The 21,264-nt window shown below is 46.7% G+C and carries 21 protein-coding genes and 1 pseudogene; 18 read left to right on the plus strand and 4 right to left on the minus strand.

Going from position 1 to position 21,264, the window contains the following annotated elements:
- Nucleotides 1-190: 190 nt before the first annotated feature.
- From JNUCC32_RS08360 to JNUCC32_RS08410, 12 genes and pseudogenes are all read left to right on the plus strand, one after another.
- Nucleotides 191-976 (plus strand): squalene/phytoene synthase family protein, encoded by a 786-nt coding sequence (locus tag JNUCC32_RS08360; protein ID WP_228468986.1) that lies wholly within the window; start codon nt 191-193, stop codon nt 974-976.
- 447 nt (nt 977-1,423) lie between these two features.
- A complete protein-coding gene (gene helD / locus JNUCC32_RS08365) occupies nt 1,424-3,838 on the plus strand; it encodes an RNA polymerase recycling motor HelD (protein ID WP_192571641.1) in 2,415 nt (804 codons plus the stop codon).
- 322 nt (nt 3,839-4,160) lie between these two features.
- Complete coding sequence (locus JNUCC32_RS08370) at nt 4,161-5,270, plus strand: hypothetical protein (protein ID WP_192571642.1); 1,110 nt, start codon at nt 4,161-4,163, stop codon at nt 5,268-5,270.
- Between the two features lie 77 nt (nt 5,271-5,347).
- A complete protein-coding gene (locus JNUCC32_RS08375; RefSeq protein ID WP_192571643.1) occupies nt 5,348-5,941 on the plus strand; it encodes a YdeI/OmpD-associated family protein in 594 nt (197 codons plus the stop codon).
- A 204-nt stretch (nt 5,942-6,145) separates the two neighbouring features.
- Nucleotides 6,146-6,823, plus strand: coding sequence for an ArsR/SmtB family transcription factor (locus JNUCC32_RS08380; protein ID WP_192571644.1), 678 nt, complete (start codon nt 6,146-6,148; stop codon nt 6,821-6,823).
- Between the two features lie 148 nt (nt 6,824-6,971).
- A complete protein-coding gene (locus JNUCC32_RS08385) occupies nt 6,972-8,279 on the plus strand; it encodes an MFS transporter (protein ID WP_192571645.1) in 1,308 nt (435 codons plus the stop codon).
- A 407-nt stretch (nt 8,280-8,686) separates the two neighbouring features.
- Nucleotides 8,687-9,667, plus strand: a complete 981-nt coding sequence (locus tag JNUCC32_RS08390; RefSeq protein ID WP_192572622.1) for an aldo/keto reductase — start codon at nt 8,687-8,689, stop codon at nt 9,665-9,667.
- Between the two features lie 56 nt (nt 9,668-9,723).
- The gene (locus tag JNUCC32_RS08395; RefSeq protein ID WP_213578864.1) at nt 9,724-10,119 is read left to right on the plus strand and encodes a MerR family transcriptional regulator; all 396 of its coding nucleotides are present in this window, start codon (nt 9,724-9,726) and stop codon (nt 10,117-10,119) included.
- 103 nt (nt 10,120-10,222) lie between these two features.
- Entirely contained in the window at nt 10,223-10,771 is a 549-nt protein-coding gene (locus JNUCC32_RS08400; protein WP_228468902.1) for a TetR/AcrR family transcriptional regulator, read from the plus strand.
- 241 nt (nt 10,772-11,012) lie between these two features.
- Entirely contained in the window at nt 11,013-11,957 is a 945-nt protein-coding gene (locus JNUCC32_RS08405; RefSeq protein WP_430623463.1) for an MBL fold metallo-hydrolase, read from the plus strand.
- 44 nt (nt 11,958-12,001) lie between these two features.
- Nucleotides 12,002-12,156: pseudogene (locus JNUCC32_RS31835) on the plus strand (PLP-dependent aminotransferase family protein); the annotation flags it as partial.
- A 211-nt stretch (nt 12,157-12,367) separates the two neighbouring features.
- Nucleotides 12,368-12,763 carry a VOC family protein gene (locus tag JNUCC32_RS08410; protein WP_036660737.1) on the plus strand — a complete coding sequence of 132 codons (396 nt, stop codon included), beginning with the start codon at nt 12,368-12,370 and terminating at the stop codon, nt 12,761-12,763.
- A gap of 40 nt (nt 12,764-12,803) precedes the next feature.
- On the opposite strand, the gene JNUCC32_RS08415 is transcribed toward JNUCC32_RS08410, so the two are convergent.
- Nucleotides 12,804-13,706, minus strand: coding sequence for a LysR family transcriptional regulator (locus tag JNUCC32_RS08415; protein ID WP_192571647.1), 903 nt, complete (start codon nt 13,704-13,706; stop codon nt 12,804-12,806).
- Between the two features lie 197 nt (nt 13,707-13,903).
- Here JNUCC32_RS08415 and JNUCC32_RS08420 point away from each other — a divergent pair, with 197 nt between their 5' ends.
- Together JNUCC32_RS08420 and JNUCC32_RS08425 are read left to right on the plus strand one after the other, a co-directional pair.
- On the plus strand, nt 13,904-14,371 hold the full coding sequence (locus JNUCC32_RS08420; RefSeq protein ID WP_096774012.1) for a DinB family protein: 468 nt from the start codon (nt 13,904-13,906) through the stop codon (nt 14,369-14,371).
- Nucleotides 14,372-14,464: 93 nt separating this feature from the next.
- A complete protein-coding gene (locus JNUCC32_RS08425; protein ID WP_096774011.1) occupies nt 14,465-14,869 on the plus strand; it encodes a nuclear transport factor 2 family protein in 405 nt (134 codons plus the stop codon).
- Nucleotides 14,870-15,033: 164 nt separating this feature from the next.
- On the opposite strand, the gene JNUCC32_RS08430 is transcribed toward JNUCC32_RS08425, so the two are convergent.
- Both JNUCC32_RS08430 and JNUCC32_RS08435 read right to left on the minus strand, forming a co-directional pair.
- Nucleotides 15,034-16,383, minus strand: a complete 1,350-nt coding sequence (locus tag JNUCC32_RS08430) for a glycoside hydrolase family 64 protein (protein WP_192571648.1) — start codon at nt 16,381-16,383, stop codon at nt 15,034-15,036.
- A 309-nt stretch (nt 16,384-16,692) separates the two neighbouring features.
- Nucleotides 16,693-17,436, minus strand: coding sequence for an EcsC family protein (locus JNUCC32_RS08435; protein WP_096774010.1), 744 nt, complete (start codon nt 17,434-17,436; stop codon nt 16,693-16,695).
- Nucleotides 17,437-17,750: 314 nt separating this feature from the next.
- Between JNUCC32_RS08435 and JNUCC32_RS08440 the strand changes: the two genes are divergently transcribed.
- Complete coding sequence (locus JNUCC32_RS08440; protein ID WP_192571649.1) at nt 17,751-18,374, plus strand: flavin reductase family protein; 624 nt, start codon at nt 17,751-17,753, stop codon at nt 18,372-18,374.
- Between the two features lie 203 nt (nt 18,375-18,577).
- Nucleotides 18,578-19,036 (plus strand): DinB family protein, encoded by a 459-nt coding sequence (locus tag JNUCC32_RS08445; RefSeq protein ID WP_228468903.1) that lies wholly within the window; start codon nt 18,578-18,580, stop codon nt 19,034-19,036.
- Nucleotides 19,037-19,180: 144 nt separating this feature from the next.
- Here the strand turns inward: JNUCC32_RS08445 and JNUCC32_RS08450 are convergent, their stop codons facing one another.
- The gene (locus tag JNUCC32_RS08450) at nt 19,181-20,143 is read right to left on the minus strand and encodes a helix-turn-helix transcriptional regulator (RefSeq protein WP_192571650.1); all 963 of its coding nucleotides are present in this window, start codon (nt 20,141-20,143) and stop codon (nt 19,181-19,183) included.
- Nucleotides 20,144-20,252: 109 nt separating this feature from the next.
- On the opposite strand from JNUCC32_RS08450, the gene JNUCC32_RS08455 reads away from it, so the two are divergent.
- Together JNUCC32_RS08455 and JNUCC32_RS08460 are read left to right on the plus strand one after the other, a co-directional pair.
- Nucleotides 20,253-20,732 carry a GyrI-like domain-containing protein gene (locus JNUCC32_RS08455; RefSeq protein ID WP_192571651.1) on the plus strand — a complete coding sequence of 160 codons (480 nt, stop codon included), beginning with the start codon at nt 20,253-20,255 and terminating at the stop codon, nt 20,730-20,732.
- A gap of 22 nt (nt 20,733-20,754) precedes the next feature.
- A complete protein-coding gene (locus JNUCC32_RS08460) occupies nt 20,755-21,219 on the plus strand; it encodes a DUF8821 family protein (protein WP_009592531.1) in 465 nt (154 codons plus the stop codon).
- Nucleotides 21,220-21,264: the final 45 nt, after the last annotated feature.

Here is a 21,264-nt window from a genome sequence, read left to right on the forward strand (position 1 = left end):
CGTGTTTAATAGGATAAGATTATACATGCATAGAAAGCCGTGGAAACCGCGGCTTTTTTTGTTTTAACGATGTACGTTAGCAAATTTGCTTTAACCATATCTATGTATGTTATCATAGTAATAATTAATATATAGTTGAGCCTGATACTTGGAGGGAATACTCATTAGTAACGTTACCCTGAATGAAGCGATGATCATGTTAAAGAAGACGAGCCGGACTTTTTATATACCCATTAGTTATTTGGAACTGGGATTAAAGGAGGCTGTTACATCTGCCTATCTATGCATGAGGGCAATTGACGAAATTGAGGATCATAAAGAACTCACGGACGAATTGAAAGTGAAACTGCTGCTGGGCATTCATGATATATTCAAATCCGAGGATATGATGGTAACCCAAACACAACATTTGCTCTCACCTTACCAAGAAATATTACCGGACGTTACGATGCAGATCGATGACTGGGCGCTTCTTTGTCCGTCATCCGGCGCCCCGATCGTATATCGTTACATCGCCAAGATGTCGTTACATATGGCGCAGTGGGTTCAAAGCGGGTGGAATATCCACACGGAAGAGGATTTGGACAGATATACTTATAGCGTGGCTGGGATGGTTGGAGAAATGTTATCCGAGCTTTGGCTCTGGCATGACGGGACGCAGTCTGATTCAACCAAAGCAATTGCCTTCGGAAGAGGACTGCAAGCGGTAAATATCCTTCGCAATAGAGAAGAGGATCTTCATCGCGGCGTCGACTTCTATCCGGATGGTTGGGGATTTAAGGAGATGCAGCAATACACACGCCGAAATTTACAAATTGCCGATTCATATATTGCCGATTTGAAGGATGGTCCAGCATTGAAATTTTGCAAAATCCCATTATCCTTAGCTCATGCCACAGTAAATCTCATATCTGCTGGCGGAAGCAAATTAACGAGGGATGCCGTACTGAAAATCGTGAATCGCGTAACCGGCTAATCGCATTGTTCATATGTATACCGGGTATGATAGTAACTTATTCACAGGCAAGTGAATGAACAGCAAGAAATCCGATAGATCCATATTAAGAAGGCAGCCGACGCGTAATCGGCTGTTTTTTTGTTAAGTACTATTAAATTTCCTCCATGAAACGGACGGATGGATCGTTGGTGAGAAGTGGATACGAGAAGGGACAAGGAATTATGAGGGAGAGCGGAGAAGTTCGTCATATGGAGAAATAAAAAAGCTTGGCCATAAGCCAAGCGACAATAAAAAAATATTGAACATGAAAAATACGCTATGTTATAATCAATAGCGCTATTGAAAAAATCAAGTTAACTGGCATTATCATTACTATTCCTAATTTGATTGTACACCAGTGACCTCTGATTTGTCAATGCTCTTTTTTATCCCCATAAAATGGTAAAAGGAGTGTGTCAGAACAACATGGAAGCAAAAGAATGGCAGACAGAACAAGAACGGCTGGAACAGGTCAGGGAAAAGCTGAAAGCAAGGATTGGCGAGTTGGAACCTGTGGTTACCGGGCTAAGCGATCAGGCTGCTGAGATACGCAGACGATTCTGGGAAGAAGTAACGGTCAACACAAGCACGGATGAAGAATTCGAAGAAACATTCTATACGATCAAACAACAGGCCGCGATATTAACCGAACGGGAACGCCGGCAGCGGCTTCTGACCCAGCAATGGAAGAACTTCAATCAGTTGCTGCCTTCTCCCTACTTCGGGCGCGTCGATTTTCTGGAAGACGGCATGAACCTGAGCGAGCAGATTTATATCGGCGTATCATCTTTCATCGATGAAGATGGAATGAACTTTCTGGTGTATGATTGGCGTACTCCTATCGCAAGTCTTTACTACGACCACTCCCCAGGCGCGGCCTCATACATCACCCCGATGGGGCAGATTTCGGGTAGGATGGAGCTGAAACGGCAGTATCAGATTCACAATGGTCAAATTCGAAATATGTTTGATGCGAACCTGACGATCGGCGACGAGCTGCTCCAGCAAATGCTAGCCAAGGGCGCAGATTCACAGATGAAAAGCATCGTATCCACTATTCAGCGGGAGCAAAACGCCATCATCCGAAACGATCGCAGCCGGCTTCTGATCGTACAGGGCGCGGCCGGCAGCGGGAAGACCTCTGCGGCCTTGCAGCGCGTGGCGTACTTGCTGTACAAAAACCGCGATTCGCTGAAGGCTGACCAGATTGTTCTTTTCTCGCCGAACCCGATTTTTAACAGCTATGTATCCTCTGTTCTTCCCGAGCTCGGCGAGGAGAACATGCAGCAGACGACGCTGCAGGAATATCTCGAATACTGGCTGGGTCCATCCTTGCGACTGGAGGATCCCTTTGATCAGATCGAATATGTGCTGACCGCACAATCAACCCCGAATTACGAGACACGTCTTCAGGGAATTCAATACAAGGCATCGGAGTCTTTCATGAAAGCCTTGCAGAATTATGCGCAGTGGCTGGGCCGGGAAGGGATGCTATTCAAAGGCATTCGATTCCGGGAGCGTGATCTGATTACGGCGGAGCAAATGAGGACCCAATTTTACAGCTACGACCCTTCCTTGAGCTTGGCCAATCGGGTCGAGCAGCTACAGAAATGGCTGCTGAAGGAGCTATCGCTACTGGAACGCAAGGAGCTTAAGGCGTCCTGGGTAGTCGAGGAGCTGAGTTACCTCGATACAGAACTCTATGCGGAAGTGTTCGGCGAGCTGCACAAGGATCGGGAAGTCTTTGACATTGCCGAGCATTACGCCGTAGTGAACGAGATAAAAAGCAATAAACGCCGGGGAGATGAAGGCGACTTTGATTTCGCCGGACGGGAAGAGGAATTGCTCAGCCAGCGGATCGTGAAGAAGAGTTTCAAACCGCTGAGGCAAACCGTGAGGAAATTATCGTTTATCGATGCCCACGGCTTATACGTCCAATTATTCGGCGATGTAGCTGCATATCGGGAAAAAACGAAGGAATCCGATGTCCCTGCTATGTGGCCTGAAATCTGCAAGCAAACCAAAGAAAAGCTGGATCGGCTCGAATTATTCTATGAGGATGCGACTCCATATTTGTATTTAAAAGAATTGATCGAAGGCGTTCGGACGAACACCGAGATTCGGCATGTCTTCGTCGATGAGGGACAGGATTACTCGCCGTTTCAATACGAGTATCTCAAGAAACTATTCCCTCGTGCCCGCATGACGGTACTCGGCGATTTCGGGCAGGCGATCTTCATGCAGTCCACAAAGCTGCAAGGGGACGATTCGCCTCTGCTTCGGCTTTATGGTGAAGCCGATACAAGCTTGATTCGTCTAGTGCGCAGTTATCGTTCTACACGGGAGATCGTGGAATTCACGAAAGAACTGCTTATCGATGAGTCGGACATCGTACCCTTTGAGAGGAGCGGACCGAAGCCTGTTCTTGCTAGGTTTGAAGGCAGAGAGAGACGTGATGCGCAGTTGCTTAAAGACATCGCGGCACTTAAAGCCGACGGCATCGACTCTATTGCCATCATTACGAAGACTGCGGCCGAGAGCCGACAAGCATTGGAATCATTACAGTTGGAGGGATTCGAAGCCTTGCAGCTCATTACGAAGGAGACCGTCACCTATCAAAACGGGGTGATGGTTGTCCCCGTATATCTCGCAAAGGGCATCGAGTTCGATGCGGTCTTGGTCTATGATGCTTCGTCAGAAGCCTACGGCAGGGAAAACGAACGCAAGCTTCTTTATACGGCCTGTACGCGGGCCATGCACCGACTGTATCTTTACGCGACTGGCGAGTGGTCTCCGTTCGTGCAAGCAGTGCCTGAGCATTTGTACGAGAAAACAACATAATTTGCTCTTTAACCAGGCTATTAGACCATCTAGAATACGATGAGAGCAGTAGAAATAGGTAAGGGAGCAACGCAAGCCCTTTACTCAAAACCAAACCGATCGGAGCCGAAGGGACGATGCAGCCTCCGCTCATCGTGAATCGTCTCCGAATTGCTCGTATGTCAATAACCTTGGCCTTTAAGTCGGCCAAGGTTATTTTTTTGTTATGACAATCAAGCAAAAAAAGATTGTGAATAATCACTGTAGGGCAAGAGGACAAAAAAGGTGAAATTTAGCTTTGTGTCGAATTGCTTGTCAATCATAATGTAAAAAGGAGCCCAAAATGGTTGATAAAGAATATTATTTGAAATTAAGTAAGGAAGCGCAAGATAATTATAAATTTTATAAAGAAGAGGCTGAGTCTTCAATTTGTAGGAGAGAATATACCATAAGCAAACGTTATGATATTTCTCCGTATTGGTATGGGCGACAAAGTACGGTTCCAGGGGAAATTACTGAAGAGGAGACGGACACTTATTATGAATTCGATAATCATGATAGACTTCGCATTTCAGCTTGTGATGAATTAATTGATGGATACGCTTATACCGTCTACGAAGAAAACCGAATCATCACTAGATTATATGTCCGTGGAGTATTGGACTCTATAAAGGAATATTTGATATACGATGGTTTTATCAAGCGATGCATAGAATATTCTGCTCGGAATGATAAATTACAGTACGAAGATTACATATATGAGGGTGAACGGTTGATCCAAGTATATCAGCCTCAATACGAAAGTAATTCAGGTTATTTTGATCACCTAGTCCGAACCTATTTTGAGTATGATGAGAAAGGCATTCTCAGTCGAGTATTAGATGGCACAAAAGGTGTAATTTATGTGATGATGTTGGCTGAAGAGGTGGCGCTTCTCCGAGAGGAAGTTAAAAAAGGACTAATAGCAGCTTTAAGAGAGATAATTGGTAATTTGTCCCGAGTATTAGTAGATAGAAGCTGTTGTTTTCTTGCCATCTTTCTACATGATGAAGCTCATACGGTATACTCGCCGATTTTCCAACCTGGCTTGCAAAATATACGAGATGAGCAAGTGGATAACAAAAAGGACTATGAGACCATCTGGAATTCGGGAGAGCATCCTGTGAAGTACCAACAAGAACTTACAGATCAAGAACTAATTCAGAAACTTAGAAATCTGATTATGTTTTGGCATAATACAGATGATTGGTGGGAGGAAGGTATGAAGTTGTGGCAGGAAGTGGCCTATTCATTAAATGAAACGAATTGGTCCGAAAACTTCATACTTGCTGAAGACTTTATTGTGTTTGTCGATCGTGAGGGCTTGGATGTAACAAATGGCGAACTTGAAAAAAGTATACCTCTAGTGAAATTAGAGTTACTTAGATCAAAGGGGCTTGTGCCAGTACATTAGAATCCGTATTGTACTGATCGATATATCGAACCGCAAACGAGCAAGCCAGAACCCCCAAAAGCAGAGGAGGCACCTTGATGACAAAAGGTGAAAGGAATACAAAGATTGATCCGTATTTTAATAAGCTTAAAAAGTGGAAGGAAGAGTTCGGGCTATTGAGAGAAATTGCGCTGGACTGCGGGCTGACCGAGGATTTTAAGTGGATGCATCCTTGTTACACGATCGACGGTAAAAACATCGTGTTGATCCACGGTTTTAAGGATTACTGTGCGCTTCTGTTTCACAAAGGCGCATTATTAAAAGATCCCCATGGGATCCTGATCCAGCAAACGGAGAACGTTCAGGCCGCACGCCAGATTCGGTTTACCAATGCTCAAGATATAGATGAAATGCAACTGCTCGTGAGAGCCTATATTACGGAAGCCATTGAAGTGGAGAAAGCCGGTCTGCAAGTAAATTTTAAAAAGAATACGGATTACACCATACCTGTAGAGCTGGAAAATAAGTTCGAGGAAATGACTAACCTAAAAGAGGCTTTTGAAGCATTGACGCCAGGTCGGCAAAGAGCGTACATTCTGCATTTCTCCGCACCCAAGCAAGCCAAAACACGAGAGTCCAGGGTTGAAAAATATATCACGCATATCCTGAATGGAAAGGGATTAAACGATTAGTTGTTTTTACATATTGGGGATTACACGCTGCGCTAACCGCGGAGTTCTTTCTTCCAAACAAGAATACACGCCAAGTTAACAGGCTGCTGGTTCATTCAACCGGCAGCCTGTTTTCTTTGCCAAAAGAATATTGACGTAAGACAGAATGCCACTTAAACTATTCAATATATCAATTGAATAGTTTATTGCAGGGGGGTTGAATCGATGAACGAAAGAGAGCTTAAAGACGAATTATACAAGGAATATACACGAATTGGAAAATGCCTCTCCAGCCCAAAACGTTTAGAAATTCTGGATGTTTTGACACAAGGACCAAAATCCGTAGAAGCTATATCGAAAATCACATCCATGTCTATAGCGAATGTCTCTCAACACTTGCAGACCCTCCATCATGCCAAACTAGTCGATTATAAGAAACGAGGGAATTTCGTTATTTATGAAATCGCTGATCCTGCAGTCTTGCACTTTTTAGATTCTCTGTATGGTTTATCTGAAAAACGACTTATTGAAGTCCAGCATATTAAAAATGAATTCCTGGGTCAGCTATCGGATATAGAAGAAGTATCGTTTGAAGAACTCATGAGCCGCATGGAAGCAGGGGAAGTAACGCTGATCGATGTTCGTCCAAAGGACGAATATGAAGCTGCTCATATTCCTGGCGCTATCTCGATACCTATAGAAGAGCTGGCCGAACAGCTACATACGTTGCCTGCGAAGGCCAAAGTCGTAGCCTATTGCCGGGGTCCTCACTGTTTAATGTCTATCAAAGCCATCGAGATGCTAAAGTCCAAAGGAATCGATGCGGCTCGCTTAAGCAAGAGGGTTCAGGACTGGGAAGCATTTACGAATAAGCGAAACAGCGAAGAGCAGGCCATTTCGTGAAACAAGTTTCCTTCAATTTATCAATTCACCCAATCATGAAGGTATACGACGACGAATTGGAGAGCTTAAGGTCTGTGGAACCGGCCGCGATTCAAGGTAATCAGACGGGCAACTTCATATCGTATTTCTACGGAAGGATGTCATTTGAATGTATTCGAAAAAAGACATGACGAAGCTGCCGGCTTCGCTGCAAGGCTATGTGGATTCACCCGAAAAACAACGTAAATTGTACCGGCGGACACTGAACATCGTTGTTGTTTCACAAATTTTCGGGGGCGCTGGTCTTGCGGCAGGCATTACCGTAGGGGCGCTTTTGGCTCAGGATATGCTGGGAACCGACAACTTTACGGGTATACCAACGGCACTGTTTACGTTAGGCTCAGCAGGTGCGGCCTTGCTGGTTGGCCGTCTTTCCCAGCGATATGGACGCAGTTTGGGATTGGGACTCGGTTTTCTGGCGGGAGGCATAGGAGCGATTGGAGTCGTGTTAGCAGCCGTGTTGAATAGCCTGACTCTGCTCTTAATCTCACTATTGATATATGGTGCAGGCACCGCAACGAATTTGCAGGCACGCTATGCCGGGACGGACCTGGCCAACTCTAAGCAACGAGCAACCGCAGCCAGTACGGCCATGGTATTCACTACCTTTGGTGCAGTAGCAGGCCCGAATTTAGTCAATGTCACTGGCGATTTCGCCCTGTCGGTGGGGATACCGAGTTTGGCCGGCCCCTTTTTATTGGCAGCTGCGGCATATATTCTCGCAGGCATCGTTTTGCTAATTTTTCTACGTCCCGATCCTTTGCTGGTAGCGAATGCTATAGCCATGCAGGGAAATTGGGATGAGCATGCCGGTTCTGCAAAAGAAATGGGTACTGCAGGATCAGGAAAGCGTGGAATCGCAATCGGCGCTGTGGTTATGATCTTAACGCAAATTATAATGGTAGCTATTATGACCATGACGCCCGTACATATGAGACATCATGGTCATGGACTAAGCGAAGTGGGGCTTGTCATTGGTTTTCATATCGGATCGATGTATCTTCCATCCTTGATAACCGGTATCCTGGTCGATAAAATCGGACGTAAGGCAATGGCAATGGCTTCTGGAGTTACGCTTTTGCTTGCAGGGGTCATTGCCGCCATGGCACCGGCTGATTCCATGACCGTATTGATTGTCGCCCTATCTCTTCTAGGGTTGGGATGGAATTTTGGCTTGATCAGCGGAACGGCATTGATCGTAGATGCAACAACCTCAACAAACCGCGCGAAAGTGCAAGGGTCTGTTGACGTATTGATTGCCCTCGCGGGGGCATCAGGTGGGGCCCTTTCAGGTATGGTGGTTGCTCATTCCAGTTATGCCACACTTTCATTTGCCGGGAGCATACTCGCTCTGCTTCTGATCCCGGTTATGCTATGGCAAGGTCAGGATAAAAACGAAAAATCCATCTCTTTCTAACGCGAACCCGATTTCGTTGCCACTTCTTGGGTAATAACTCGATTACAGTGGAGAACTCGTCGAGCATCCGCTGGGCTCCGCCGAGCTATACCTTCAAGCCTCAAGCGATAAAGGGATTATCGATTATATCGTATAGAAGTCTGAAACGGGTGACGCATTTCTGTTCCGTCTCCACAATCCAAAAAGCGAGGAAGCTTCGGACTTTGCCGGTCCAGTCCTCGTTTCGTTATCCACGGTTCAAAGCGATTCATAAGTTGGCAATACATAATCCTGCAGCAAAAACTCCGTGATGAACGCGGGGTTTTTGTTTTTGCAGGTTAGCGTCAAACGGAACATCATGAGTGTTTATTGCGTATTGACCTGGAGTTAACTCCAAGTGATAAACTTAAGTCTAAGGAGGGATTATGATGGAGTATGTGAAACTAGGGAACACCGGTCTCGATGTTTCCCGCATCTGTCTTGGGTGCATGGGATTTGGCGTAGCAGAGCGCTGGGTGCATCAATGGGTGTTAAATGAAGAGAGCAGCCGTCCTATTATTAAAAAGGCATTGGAGCTTGGCATCAATTTCTTTGATACGGCGAATGTCTACTCGGACGGTACAAGCGAGGAAATTGTCGGCCGCGCCTTGAAAGAATATGCGAATCGCGACGAAATCGTCCTGGCGACAAAGGTTCATTTCCGTATGCACGAGGGCCCCAATGGGATGGGGCTGTCCCGGAAGGCAATCATGAGCGAAATCGACAAGAGCCTCAAGCGGCTGGGTACCGATTATGTCGATCTGTACCAGATTCATCGATGGGATTATGATACGCCTATCGAAGAAACGATGGAGGCCCTTCATGATGTGGTGAAAGCCGGAAAGGTTCGCTACATCGGAGCTTCAGCCATGTATGCATGGCAGTTTCTCAAGGCCCAGCATACCGCTGAAAAGAATGGCTGGACCCGGTTCGTTTCGATGCAGAACCATTACAACCTCATTTACCGCGAAGAAGAGCGCGAAATGCTGCCGTTGTGCCAATCCGAAAAAATCGGCGTGATCCCCTACAGCCCACTAGCATCGGGAAGATTGACGCGAGACTGGTCGGAGACGACGCAGCGTTCCGAAACGGACATGGTTCAGAAATCCAAGTATGATGCCACGGCGGATGCTGATCGGATCATTGTGGAACGGCTTGCAGGCATTGCGAATGAGCGGGGCATTCCGCGCGTTCAAATTGCGCTCGCCTGGCTGCTGCAGAAAGAACCGATCACGGCGCCCATTGTCGGCGCGACCAAAATATCTCACCTGGAGGATGCCGCAGCCGCGCTTACGGTCAAACTCACGCCGGAGGAGATGGCCTCCCTGGAAGAGCCGTACATACCTCACCGGGTTGTGGGCGCCTTATAGCTTTAACAACTGACTTATTCAGGAAACGGTATTGAACAGAGAAGGTGAATCAAGACATGACGGTGACGATTAAAGAAATCAGCGAAAGGTTCGGGCTTTCCCAGGATACCCTGCGCTATTATGAGCGAATTGGGTTGATTCCGCCAGTAAACCGGAACAAAAATGGTATCAGGGATTATTCGGAGGAAGACATCAAATGGGTTGATTTTGTTAAATGCATGCGTCAAAGCGCGGGGCTTCCGGTCGAGGTACTGATCGAGTATGTTTCGCTTTTTCAACAAGGCGACGACACGCTTGAAACGCGAAAGGGATTGTTGATTGAACAGCGCAATCGACTGGGGGACAAAATCGAAGAAATGACGAACACACTGGAACGCTTGAACGATAAAATCGCAAGATATGAACATACCATCATGAAAACAGAAAATGCACTCAAGAAGCAGGCAGACTAACTTATCAAAAACCGGGTTTCGGGAGGAGTTCCCGGCCCGGTTTCTTGATTATAAACGAATGATCGTTTATTATTGTTTCATGAGACATAGAGACGATAACAAAGTGGAAGCCATTTTTGACGCGACGATTCAATTAGTGAATGAGATTGGGTTTGCGGAAACGTCGATATCCAAAATAGCTAAGAAGGCTAATGTATCGGCTGCAACGATCTATATTTATCATGAGAATAAGGAGGATCTGCTGCTTAAGACTTACTTAAAGGTGAAGGGCAAGATGAGTAAGAGCATGTTACAGGGATTCGATGATACGCGATCGGTTAAAGAACGCTTTGAATCGATCATCCGGAAGTATGTGGAGTTTATACATACGCACAAAGACTATTTTCTATTTTTAGAGCAAATCATGAATTCTCCATTGCCCCAGAAATGGTGTTTGGACGAGACCGCAAGCCTGTTCCAACCCATTTTCGAGATGTTTGAAACGGGAAAGAAGCAGAATATATTGAAAGCGGAAGATGTGGATATGTTGATCGTTTATTCGATTTTACCCGTAGCCGAATTGGCGAAATCACATCTGAAGAACGGAACCCGATTTGGTAATCGGGAATTGGAAGCAGCTATCGTTATGAGCTGGGATGCTGTGAAAGCTTAAATGTAAGAAGGAGCATTACAATTTATGTAATCCGATTCTTTTATCTTAGACTAGATTGGACAAATCGAGGTAGAACCCTATGACCATTTTTTTAATATGCGCTGCTTTAATCCTATCCATTGCATTGTTTCTGAGATATTATCCGCCATTCGGCCAAAGAGTATCTAGGGAAAAACGAAACGAATTTCGCAAACTCCCGAATTTCGACCGTAATCATTTTGTGAATCCAATCCATACCTCCATGAGGATGGGAACAACGGACTTCATGTCACTGTTACGCGATTACATGAAACGGAATCCCAATCGGAAGCCGACTTCTCCATTACCGATAAAGCGAGTAGATCCCGCAAGTATACAACAACAAGCGCTAACACGTGTAACGTGGTTTGGGCATTCTGCATTCATGCTGGAAATCGAGGGGAAAACGCTGCTGTTCGACCCTATGTTAGGAACGTCTCCATCCCCAATCCCTGTTTTTGGGAATCAACGTTATAGCAGGGAGATTCCTATTGATCTGGACAAGCTTCCTCCCATTGATGCCGTCGTTTTGTCACATGATCATTATGATCATCTGGATTTCAGCTCCATTCAGAAGCTAAAGGAGAAGGCTAAGCATTTTTATGTGCCGCTTGGCCTTGGTGGTCACTTGGAGCGCTGGGGGATTTCGAAATCGAGCGTTACCGAACATAATTGGTGGGATGCATCCGGGTTAGACGGTCTACAACTCATCTGCACGCCAGCGAGACACTTTTCAGGGCGAAGCCTGTTTGACCGCGATTCGACCTTATGGTCGTCTTGGGTCATTATCAGCAACAAGAGTCGAGTGTATTTCAGCGGGGATAGCGGGTATGGTCCACATTTTCATGAGATCGGAGAAAAATACGGCCCATTTGATGTGACGCTCATGGAATGTGGTCAATACGACAAACGTTGGGCGAATATTCATATGATGCCTGAAGAGACGGTACAGGCTCATCTGGATGTGAAAGGGCAATGGTTGATTCCGATCCATTGGGCAGGGTTTACGTTGGCCTTGCATGACTGGAATGAACCGATCGAACGCGTGACTATGGCTGCTAAACAAAAACATGTGCACATACTCACTCCTCAAATTGGGGAATCGGTAGTAATAGCTCCATCGGCATATTCTACGGAGCCTGATCATGCTGTCGTTTGGTGGAAATAACAAAAACAGCGGCAATTTGTCAACATACATAAAAAAATCCGCGTCTGCGAGAACTGCAAGTGTTTACGGTTCCTGACCGAATCTGCGTGGTATCCGGGTCACAGCAAGCGATTCGTCTATTGATTTCGCTTCCCTTTCCTAATGGCAAAAAAATATCTGCGTAGAACAGCCTACTCATGTCAGTAGGCTTAAGCGTATCGCAGGTAGAGGAGGAGCACATCGAAATCGGAGTCCAAACCATAGCTCGCGTTATAAAAGAGCAACTTAACAAAGTTCCGCAAGTGAAATTTATATGATATGAAGAAACAATGAGATATTCATAGGAATGGCATAGCAAATAAAAAGAAATATCAATTCCTTAATTCTATTATGATGAATATGAGTTGATTTGAGTGTGAAGGGGTGTATGTATGAGGTCTTTAGGGTCGTTGAATGTCGATGTAATTACATTGTTTGTGGAGGATTTGCACAATGTGAAGGTGTTCTATCAAGAAGTATTCGGTTTTTCCGCCGTTTATGAAGACGATGTTTCTGCGGTGTTCAATTTCGGAAATATGAGCATTAACCTCCTGAATATCTCCGAAGCCCACGGTCTGATCCGTCCTGGAACAGTCGCGAGCCGTGAATCCGGATCTCGGTTCCAGTTTACGATCCGGTTGGATGATGTAGATGCAGTATGCAGCGAATTGAAAACACGCGGCGTTACCCTGCTTAACGGTCCAATGGATCGGCCATGGGGTGTCCGAACCGCTGCCTTCACAGATCCGGCAGGGCATGTGTGGGAGATCGCGCAGCAAATCATTTGAAAAAGTTATGTGCACAACTGAACACGGAAAGATCCCTATCTCATGAAGACTTTGAATGACGGATGGCTGTCTCGATATAAGCCCTCAAATTTTTTATGAATGTGCGCATGGCGTATCCCACGAATCTGTCGCTGCGGTAGATCAGACAAATGTCTTGAGAAGGCGTAGGATTCCTTAGATGCACGACTTTGATCTCCGCATTGCGAAGATTATCCAGTAGAAGTCGCGGCAGAACGCACGCGCCAACTCCGCTCTGTACCATCTGGAGGAGGGAGGATAATGTTGTGGTCACCATATGAGGCTGCAATGCAAAGCCGTTGTCCATGCAGAAGCGGTCGATCAGCTTGCGGCATTGATGATCGGGTGGAAACATGACCATATTCATGGAGCGCAGCCTGTTCAATGGGATGAAGTTCTCCCCTGCAAGAGGATCGTTCCTATGTACAGCCAATGAGAATTCCTCGTGAAACAGGGGGATTGACGTAAGACGTTCATCGTTAACGGGTCCGATGGTTACGCCGATATCGATGCTTCGGTCCAGAACCTGTTCCGTGACCTTCATGGTTTCCAGAAGGGACAGCGAGATGGTGGGATAGGTCTGATGGAAATCCAGCAGCAAGGCATTAAACATGAGATCCGCGTCACCGGGCAAGACGCCGATCGATAGCGATCCACCTTGCATCTGCTTCAGATCGGCAATGGCATCGCCCGCTTGCTGCAGATGCCCGAACACGGCGGCGGCATGTTCATGAAGAATCGCTCCAGCGTCCGTAAGAACAATGGTTTTTCCCACGCGATCGAACAACAGAACCCCTAATTCTTCTTCCAATCTCCTGATCTGCTGGCTTACGTTGGGAGCACTGACTCCCATTTTTTCGGCTGCTCTCGAGAAGTGAAGCTCTTCGCATATAGCCATAAAATACTGCAGTTGTTTTAACTCCATCCTGCACACCTGCTTTCCCTTGCATCATTGAATGGATGTTTCACGATTATTGTGGCGTTATCTTCCTGATCTGTCAATTCATTATCGTTAACTTATACTTAACGTTCCGGTAATGTCCACTGTATTGATGTAACGTTCCGTGCGACCTATACTTGGGAGCATAACAAACGTTTATTATGACAAAGGAGGAAATGAACATGTCCGAAGCGATAATCAATACGGCGAAGATTGGACGTCAAGTGGTGCTGCAGCAGGTGCAGGCTATACCGGAGGAGCAGTTCGACATACAAACTGCAGGATTTAACAACACCATCCGTTGGAATGTCGGCCATATCATTTATTGGATGGATACGTATACTGCCCTGAGCTTTGGTTCCCCATCAGACATACCGGACTCGTATGCTTTACTGTTTAACTCCGGAACCAAGCCCTCGGAATGGAAGGTGGCTCCTCCATCGAAAAAAGAGCTGGTCGAGATGTTAACAGCTCAGCTTTCACGCCTATCTGGGCTGAATTCTGATATGCTCGACGAGAAGCTTTCAACTCCGTTTGTCATGGGACCGTTCCAATTCAGTACGGCTGGGGACCTGTTCAACTTCGCGCTGCTTCACGAAGCCATTCACCTCGGAACGATATCAAGCCAGTTAAAGGTTCAGACACGCTAATCAAAGCTTGGAAAACGTAAACAAAGGCGAATGATCGACAGTTTCATGAATGGAGCTATCATTTTAACGATTAACCATAAGGAGGAAGCCTACATGCAAAAATCCGTAGACTCCGTATCAACCCGAACGACTGAAAGTTTTGAAGCTTTTAAGCAGGCTTTAGAAACAGGGCATACAGCGGATTTTCTCGATAAGGTTACAGATGGTTTTCATTTCTTTGTTCCGCTCCCGCTAGATGGGTGGGATCACAAGCAGCAAGGCAAAGAGCGGTTCGAGGAGCTGGTCAGGTTCGAGCGTTCCGTATTTCAGATGCAGCTGATTCCGCTCGTCTTGATTGAGAATGCGGACCACGGGATGGTGGTATTTCGCTCAGAAGGTTTGTTGAATGGCCGGTCTTTTAGTAATGAGCTTGCCATCGTCTTCGAGTTCGAGGGAGAGCGGATTGCCTCCTTCCGCGAATATGTAGGTATGCCGTTAAAAAACTATGAGGCTCCCTAATGGGCAGGCCGGTCTTGTTCTCCACGGCGTTATGTGGTTTCTAACCGGTTTACTGGGTATAAACGAATGAAAAGCCGCCAAAATCGCGGCTTTTTTGCACTAAAGATGATAGATAAAGCGAGTAGGCTATTTCCAATCTCAGTCACTCAGGTATCATGGGGGATTTACCAACCGATGCGGATGATCAGGCCTTTCGGGTCGCCAACTTCAAGGTAAGCGGCCTGGCCGTTGACATCGTCATACGGAAAACCGTAGGCCAAGCGGTTAATGCTGTGGTCGTGCCAGAATTTTGCGTAATAATTGGCCGGGGCGGCTTGATAGTAATTCGAAACGTTATTCCAGTCGTTGGCCTTGTAAACATGACGTTGAATGGCGGCACAAGTTGCCGCATCCGTTAAAGCGCCGTCGCACCGGAAAATATCCTGGGTGCTGTACGGAGCGTACCCGCCGAAATAGTTGGCATTCGCGCCACCCTGGGCAAAAGAACCGTGAATCGGCGCGACAATGCGATACGGTGCTTGAATCGTGGCCAACGATTTGAAGGCGGCAGGAACTTCCGCCTGGAATTTGGCGAAGATTCCGTTTCGGGTTTCGGATTCCAGCTCGCCTACAGTCTGGTCGAAGGAACCGGATTTATTGACCAGACGATGCTGAAGGGGAAAACCGAATCCGTCGACGCGTGTCGTATTGCCGTGATAGCCGGCGGCGTCAATCGTGAATTCAACGAAATCAAAATAAATATCGCGGTTCGGGTCGGTCGGATTGTTCAGATCGGGGCCGGCGAATCCATCGTTAAAGGTCTTCAAGTACAGAGGAGTGCCGACGCTAAGGAACATTCGGCCCGATGTGATCTGGGGCAATGTGACCCAAGAAGCATCGCTGACCTTATGATAAATGTTGGCGTAGTTGATGCCGTTCTTGGTTAAATGGCCTGGCGCATCATTCAAGGCGCTGGAGATCGGTACCAGATTGCCGTTAAGGTCCAAATAGCTCCACTGGTTGTTGACGGGATTGATGCCGAGAACGCCCCAGTATATTTGCTGGTCGGTATAAGCGCCATGGGTTCCGTTCATGATCTTGACCGAGACGGCACCGTTTGGCGGCATGGGGATAGTGGATGGAAGAATGTCATATATGGAGCCGGAAGAAGAGGGAGGCGGCGTGGAACCGGCGGTGTAAGAAAATACACCTGTGTCATAGGCAGGGATCCCGTTATTGTAAGTAAACGAATAAGTAATCACTTGGCCGGCAGCAATGCCTGAGATGGCCTGCTCATATCGGGATTTTCCGGCATGGTAAGACATTCTGAAATTTTGCTGTTCACCGCCGTTTACTCGATAATGGACATCGACCCAGCTAGTGTTGACGGCGGATTTGAACCATACGGTGGCTGCGCTGCCGGATAATTCAACCCCCTGTGTATAGTCCGCAGCTTCGGCTCTCGTACCGAAAACGGACCAACAGGTCAGCAGCAGCGACAGAACCAGCAGGTAACGCATTCCCTTCTGCATCATCAAATTTCCTCCTTTGGACTTAGGATTAAAACAACTTCGCAATCGGGACTGAAACGGCATCCCTCCTTTATTTTGGCGTGATAGTTGGCTGACTGTAAGTGTCAATCCATGCGATGACAAAAAGATTATAATTCCGTTTTCCAAAATTTAGTAGTAGCGGAATTTCGGGATGGGGTTCGCCATTTCGGAAATGGAAGTATGCGCGTGGCAATGACAATGGAAACACCCAAAAAGCAGCTATCCTATGGATGAGCTGCTTTTTGGTATGCTTCGTTCATGTACCTTAGATGTTTAGGGGGAGGGATAGGGCTAACCCAATCCCTCGAAATCGTGCAATCTGCGCAGGCGGTAAGCGTTCATGGCGAATTCGCGCAGCTCCTCAAGTATGGTGTAATTCGCCCAAGCGCCTGCAAAAGCGCCGATCCCGGGCACCATCTGCAGCATTTTCCGGAAATCCATGGCGTCTCGATACTCGACCTGAAAGGTTTCCCAGTCCATATTCCGGGCATATTCGGTATCGGAGCGCCATTGTTCCTTTTCAATATGCCAACGCTTGACGGAATCGAGCAGCCTGGCACGGTTTTCGGGCCCCGAAAACGTCATTTGAAATACCTTGAGGATGAATACCCGCTCCGAGAAGTGTTTGGTGTCATAACCGTAAACATGCGCCAGCTCGAACAAAAATTTCATTTTAATCGCGATTAAAGCCGGAAAGTCTACCATGCTGAACATGATGCCGCCGGCTCCGGTACCAGCTCCTTCGGCAACCGCGATTTTTTGGTACAGAGCAAACAACGCTTTCGCTTCTTGATCGGCAGCTTCCAGTTCCAGAGAACGCTGGACCGGCCGGCTAGGCGTATATTCTGCTCCGAACAGTGCCGTACGCACGATCGATCGTATGGTGGTCGTTATAATGGTGTGCACCTTCGGGGGAATCCAATGATTAATCCGGCTGCCGATGGTTTTCGATGTTTTTTCCAGCCAGCCCGGCGGTTTGAACATCTGGTGTTCCCAGTCGGCGATCTCCCTCTGTACTTTATGCTCGTAATTCATGATCAATCGCTCCTCTAAACGTCTTCGCTATATTGTAACGAATATCTTCGTGGTTCGGAACAGACCGCGGCAGGTAACAGACCTCGACTAAAGTCCAGTATCGTAATTGCATTAAGGGTGCAAGTTCTGTTCGCAGCTTTCTTATAACTTATAAATGGTTGTTAAAGCGGTTTTTAAGTCAGAAGTTTTGCAGTCGTATCTGCGGTGAATCCATAATTTCAGTATCTTGTGCTCTTACTCGATATTCCCCAGAACATCCGGAAATTTGTGATACATTACCCTTGAAGCTTATTATCGAGGAGAGTGAATCTGTCATGCATAAAGTAATTGAACCCAAAATCCTTTACTTCGGGACTTCGGTTGTGTTAATCAGCACAATGAACGAAGACGGTACGCCCAACCTGTCTCCGATGTCGTCAGCCTGGTGGCTCAACCAATCGTGTATGCTGGGTATGAGCAGAAAATCGAAGACGGTTCAAAATTTGATCCGCGAACGGGAGTGCGTACTTAGTCTTCCGTCGGTTGACTTGATTCCTGCTGTGGATCGGCTGACGCTGTTGACGGGGAGCAACCCAGTCCCTGATTCTAAAGCACAGAGGGGCTACAGGTTTGAGGCGGATAAATTCGGAGTCGCTGGCTTAACACCACTTCCATCCCTAATCGTTCAGGCTCCGCGCGTCAAAGAATGCCCAGTGCAGCTGGAAGCCAAACTTGTGAAGCTCCATGCATTTGAAGAACCCAGCTCGCTGGTTGCCATTGAAGTTCGAATAGAAAAAATCCATATTGAAGAAGAACTTCTTGTGACTGGTACCCCCAATTATATCGATCCAGCGAAATGGAATCCGATGATTATGAATTTTTGCGAATATTTCGGACTGAGCGAGCAATTGTCTGCATCAAAATTGGCGCCGGTATTCGGACCGGATCCCGTAAAATAGCCTGCTTTCAAAAAAGACACGTTGATCATGCGCGTACAGGTGCGTTACTCGCAGCTTGGAGCTTTGCGTTCTCTGGGATCCAATGCGATTTCCGCAATCCGTAAGAAACGATTACCCGCATGGGATGATAAGGTGGAAGAGATGAACGGCATAGGCCGGAGGAGGAGATCACCATCAGCGTAATTGAGGAATGGATCAGCGAATTGAAAAGGGAAGCCGAATCGACACGGGCGCTTCTCGAAAAGCTCCCGGAAGACAATTTTTCTTGGAGACCGCATCCGATATCGATGTCTTTGGGGCAGCTTGCCCTGCATATTGCCGGAGTACCCGGAGGGCTGGCTATATTGTTGGATGATTCGGTCAGCGAGGTTCCGGTTGTACCATTGCCCGAGCCGACTAACCGGCAAGAATTGCTTGATGCACTGGAAAATAGCATGTCACTCGCCGAGACCAAGCTTCGGGCATGGGGAGAAGACGGTCTAAGAGATACCTGGAGGCTCGTCAGCAAGGGGGAGACCGTTTTGGAAGCGCCTCGGATCGACATGGCGCGCACGCTGATGTTCAACCACGTTTATCATCATCGGGGCCAGTTGACGGTCTATCTCCGCCTGCTCGGCATACCGGTACCGGGGATGTATGGCCCGAGCGCGGACGAATCATAAGATACCACCTGCTCCAGAAGGCCGAACTGGAACAAAAGTTATGCTAATTGTCGCGGGCCAAATTTTGGATGGAGCTCCTATTGCTCATTTCGATGAAAGGCCACGGGAAGGCTATCACTGAATTAATCGTTTCACTGGCGGTGTTTATGGGCAGTACAAGCTGAATCTTTCTTTCAAACTTTCTACGACTTGTTCGGGTATCTCCCTAACCTTGATATCCCCACCTAGAAATAGCAGCCAATTCGTGATTTCGGTCAATTCTTCCACCTTGTTCACATCGATAAAAGCCTTAAGAACGGCTGTGGTTTGGTAAGGATTCGTATATGCAATGGAAAACTTTACAGGATGGTACTTTTTGAACTGGGCAATCGCCTTTGGACCAAGATCAAGGACAAGGTTGATGAGCTCTTCCTGTTTACTCAGCTGCTCTAAAATCTTTTTCTTGCCAACTCTTTTTTTCGTATGGAATCGTTCTATGTCAGAAAGATTGTCGACAGGAATAATCCGTCTCTTTTCTTCCGCTAAGTCAAAGCCTTCAATTAACCATAAGCTTTTTTCACGATAAAGGTGCAGGAGATAAATGGGATAAGATTTTAATTCCTTCTCTTCCTGGATGGAAACCAATAAATAGTTGTCCAGCAGAAGGAGTTGGATGAGTTTTTCTAACATCGGATGGGGCAGGTCGGACAGATCAAGCAAGTCGGGATTATGAGGATTGGTTCCTTCAAACAGCAATATTTGATTTAGTAGAACAAGATCGTCTTGTTGGTTCTCCGAGATGAGGCCGAGTAATTTTTCAGCCAAAGAATGGCGACTCTTTAGATAAGGGAGCTGTTGATTTCGAGTGGCCATAAAGGCGATAAACAAAGCTTTGATTTCAGTGTCGGTAAAGCGGACCGTGGGCAGGACGGAGTTGTTCATGACAAAATACCCCCCATCCCTCCCAACTTCAGCGACAAGCGGCATCCCCATGGCTTCGATTTCTCGAATATCTCGAATCGCCGTCGAGCGAGAAATGTTAAATTCGCGCATTATTTCAGAAATGGTAAAGTGGGCGCGGTTGTTGATATACCGCATGATGGTATTAATCCGCTCAACTTTTTTCATCGGACTCTCCTAAACAGTATCATTTTTTGACATGATTTAAGGTTATTATAAACCTATCAAGTGAAAAGACAAATCATTTGAAAAATTTTAAAAAAGGAAGGTTTTGAATATGGAGAATTATACGCTTGAGGAAAAAGACAGCTTTATCGTATTAGGTATTGGAACCGAACTTAAAAGCGATTACACGGATTATGCCGGCATCAACAAGGAAAAAACGGAATTTTGGGAGTCGGTGAAGCAAGATGGAAGGCTTGATACCTTAAAGGCCATAGCTGCGAATGATTACATTTTTGCCGTAAACGAGGCGGTCAATAACAAGATGATGTATTATGCCGGCGTCATGACGGAGGAGTCGTTACCAGAGGCCACTAGAGTTATTCAATTTCCTAAAGGGGAATACCTCGTTGTAAAAGGGGAAGGGAAAACGGCGGATGAGCTGAGCAATAAACTTACCGGCATTGCCTTTGGTCAAGTATTGCCGTCAGCCAAGGATTTTGCCTATGTCGGCGGGCCGAATGCAACGGTGGAGATGGAAGAGCGGGACGGCTTCGTATGTGGCGAATTGTGGATTCCCGTCGTAAGGAAATAAATAAGATCAAAGGAGAAGCGGCATGGCTTATATCGTTGATTTTAAAAATGTATCTACGGTTGGTTTGGAGTCTTCGCCCGCAGCGGAAGCGCTGGCTGGTTTACGAGCGAATGAGGCGCGTTACTTCATGAACAAATATAAGCATGAATTTACGGTTGTACCAGCCGGCGATAGCCAGGAGACTTTGGATTATGTGAACCGAATATTGAAAGAAGAACGAGATCTTGAGTTTGCGGCCAAACCTTTGGAGACGTCGCGTTTTCAAGTGGAAAATATCCAGTGGGCTTTCGTCTTTTATGAGGATGGCCTCGCGGTCAATGTCATGTATACGGTTGATGATCCTAAGAAGCGGGCTGTCGGTTTTAAGCTTTCGGAGGGGATGGAGGTACCGCAGGAGTTGGAAGGGAAGTTTAAGTTTGCAAGGCAGAAGTCCAAATTAGCCGGCACCATTCGGGGCTCGTTCTTTGTAATTAAAAAGGAATACTAAGCGGTGAGAAGTCAAATAAATAACGAAAACCCAAAAAAGAACCTG

Source organism: Paenibacillus sp. JNUCC32, assembly GCF_014863545.1.
GTDB lineage: Bacteria > Bacillota > Bacilli > Paenibacillales > Paenibacillaceae > Paenibacillus_AQ > Paenibacillus_AQ lautus_A.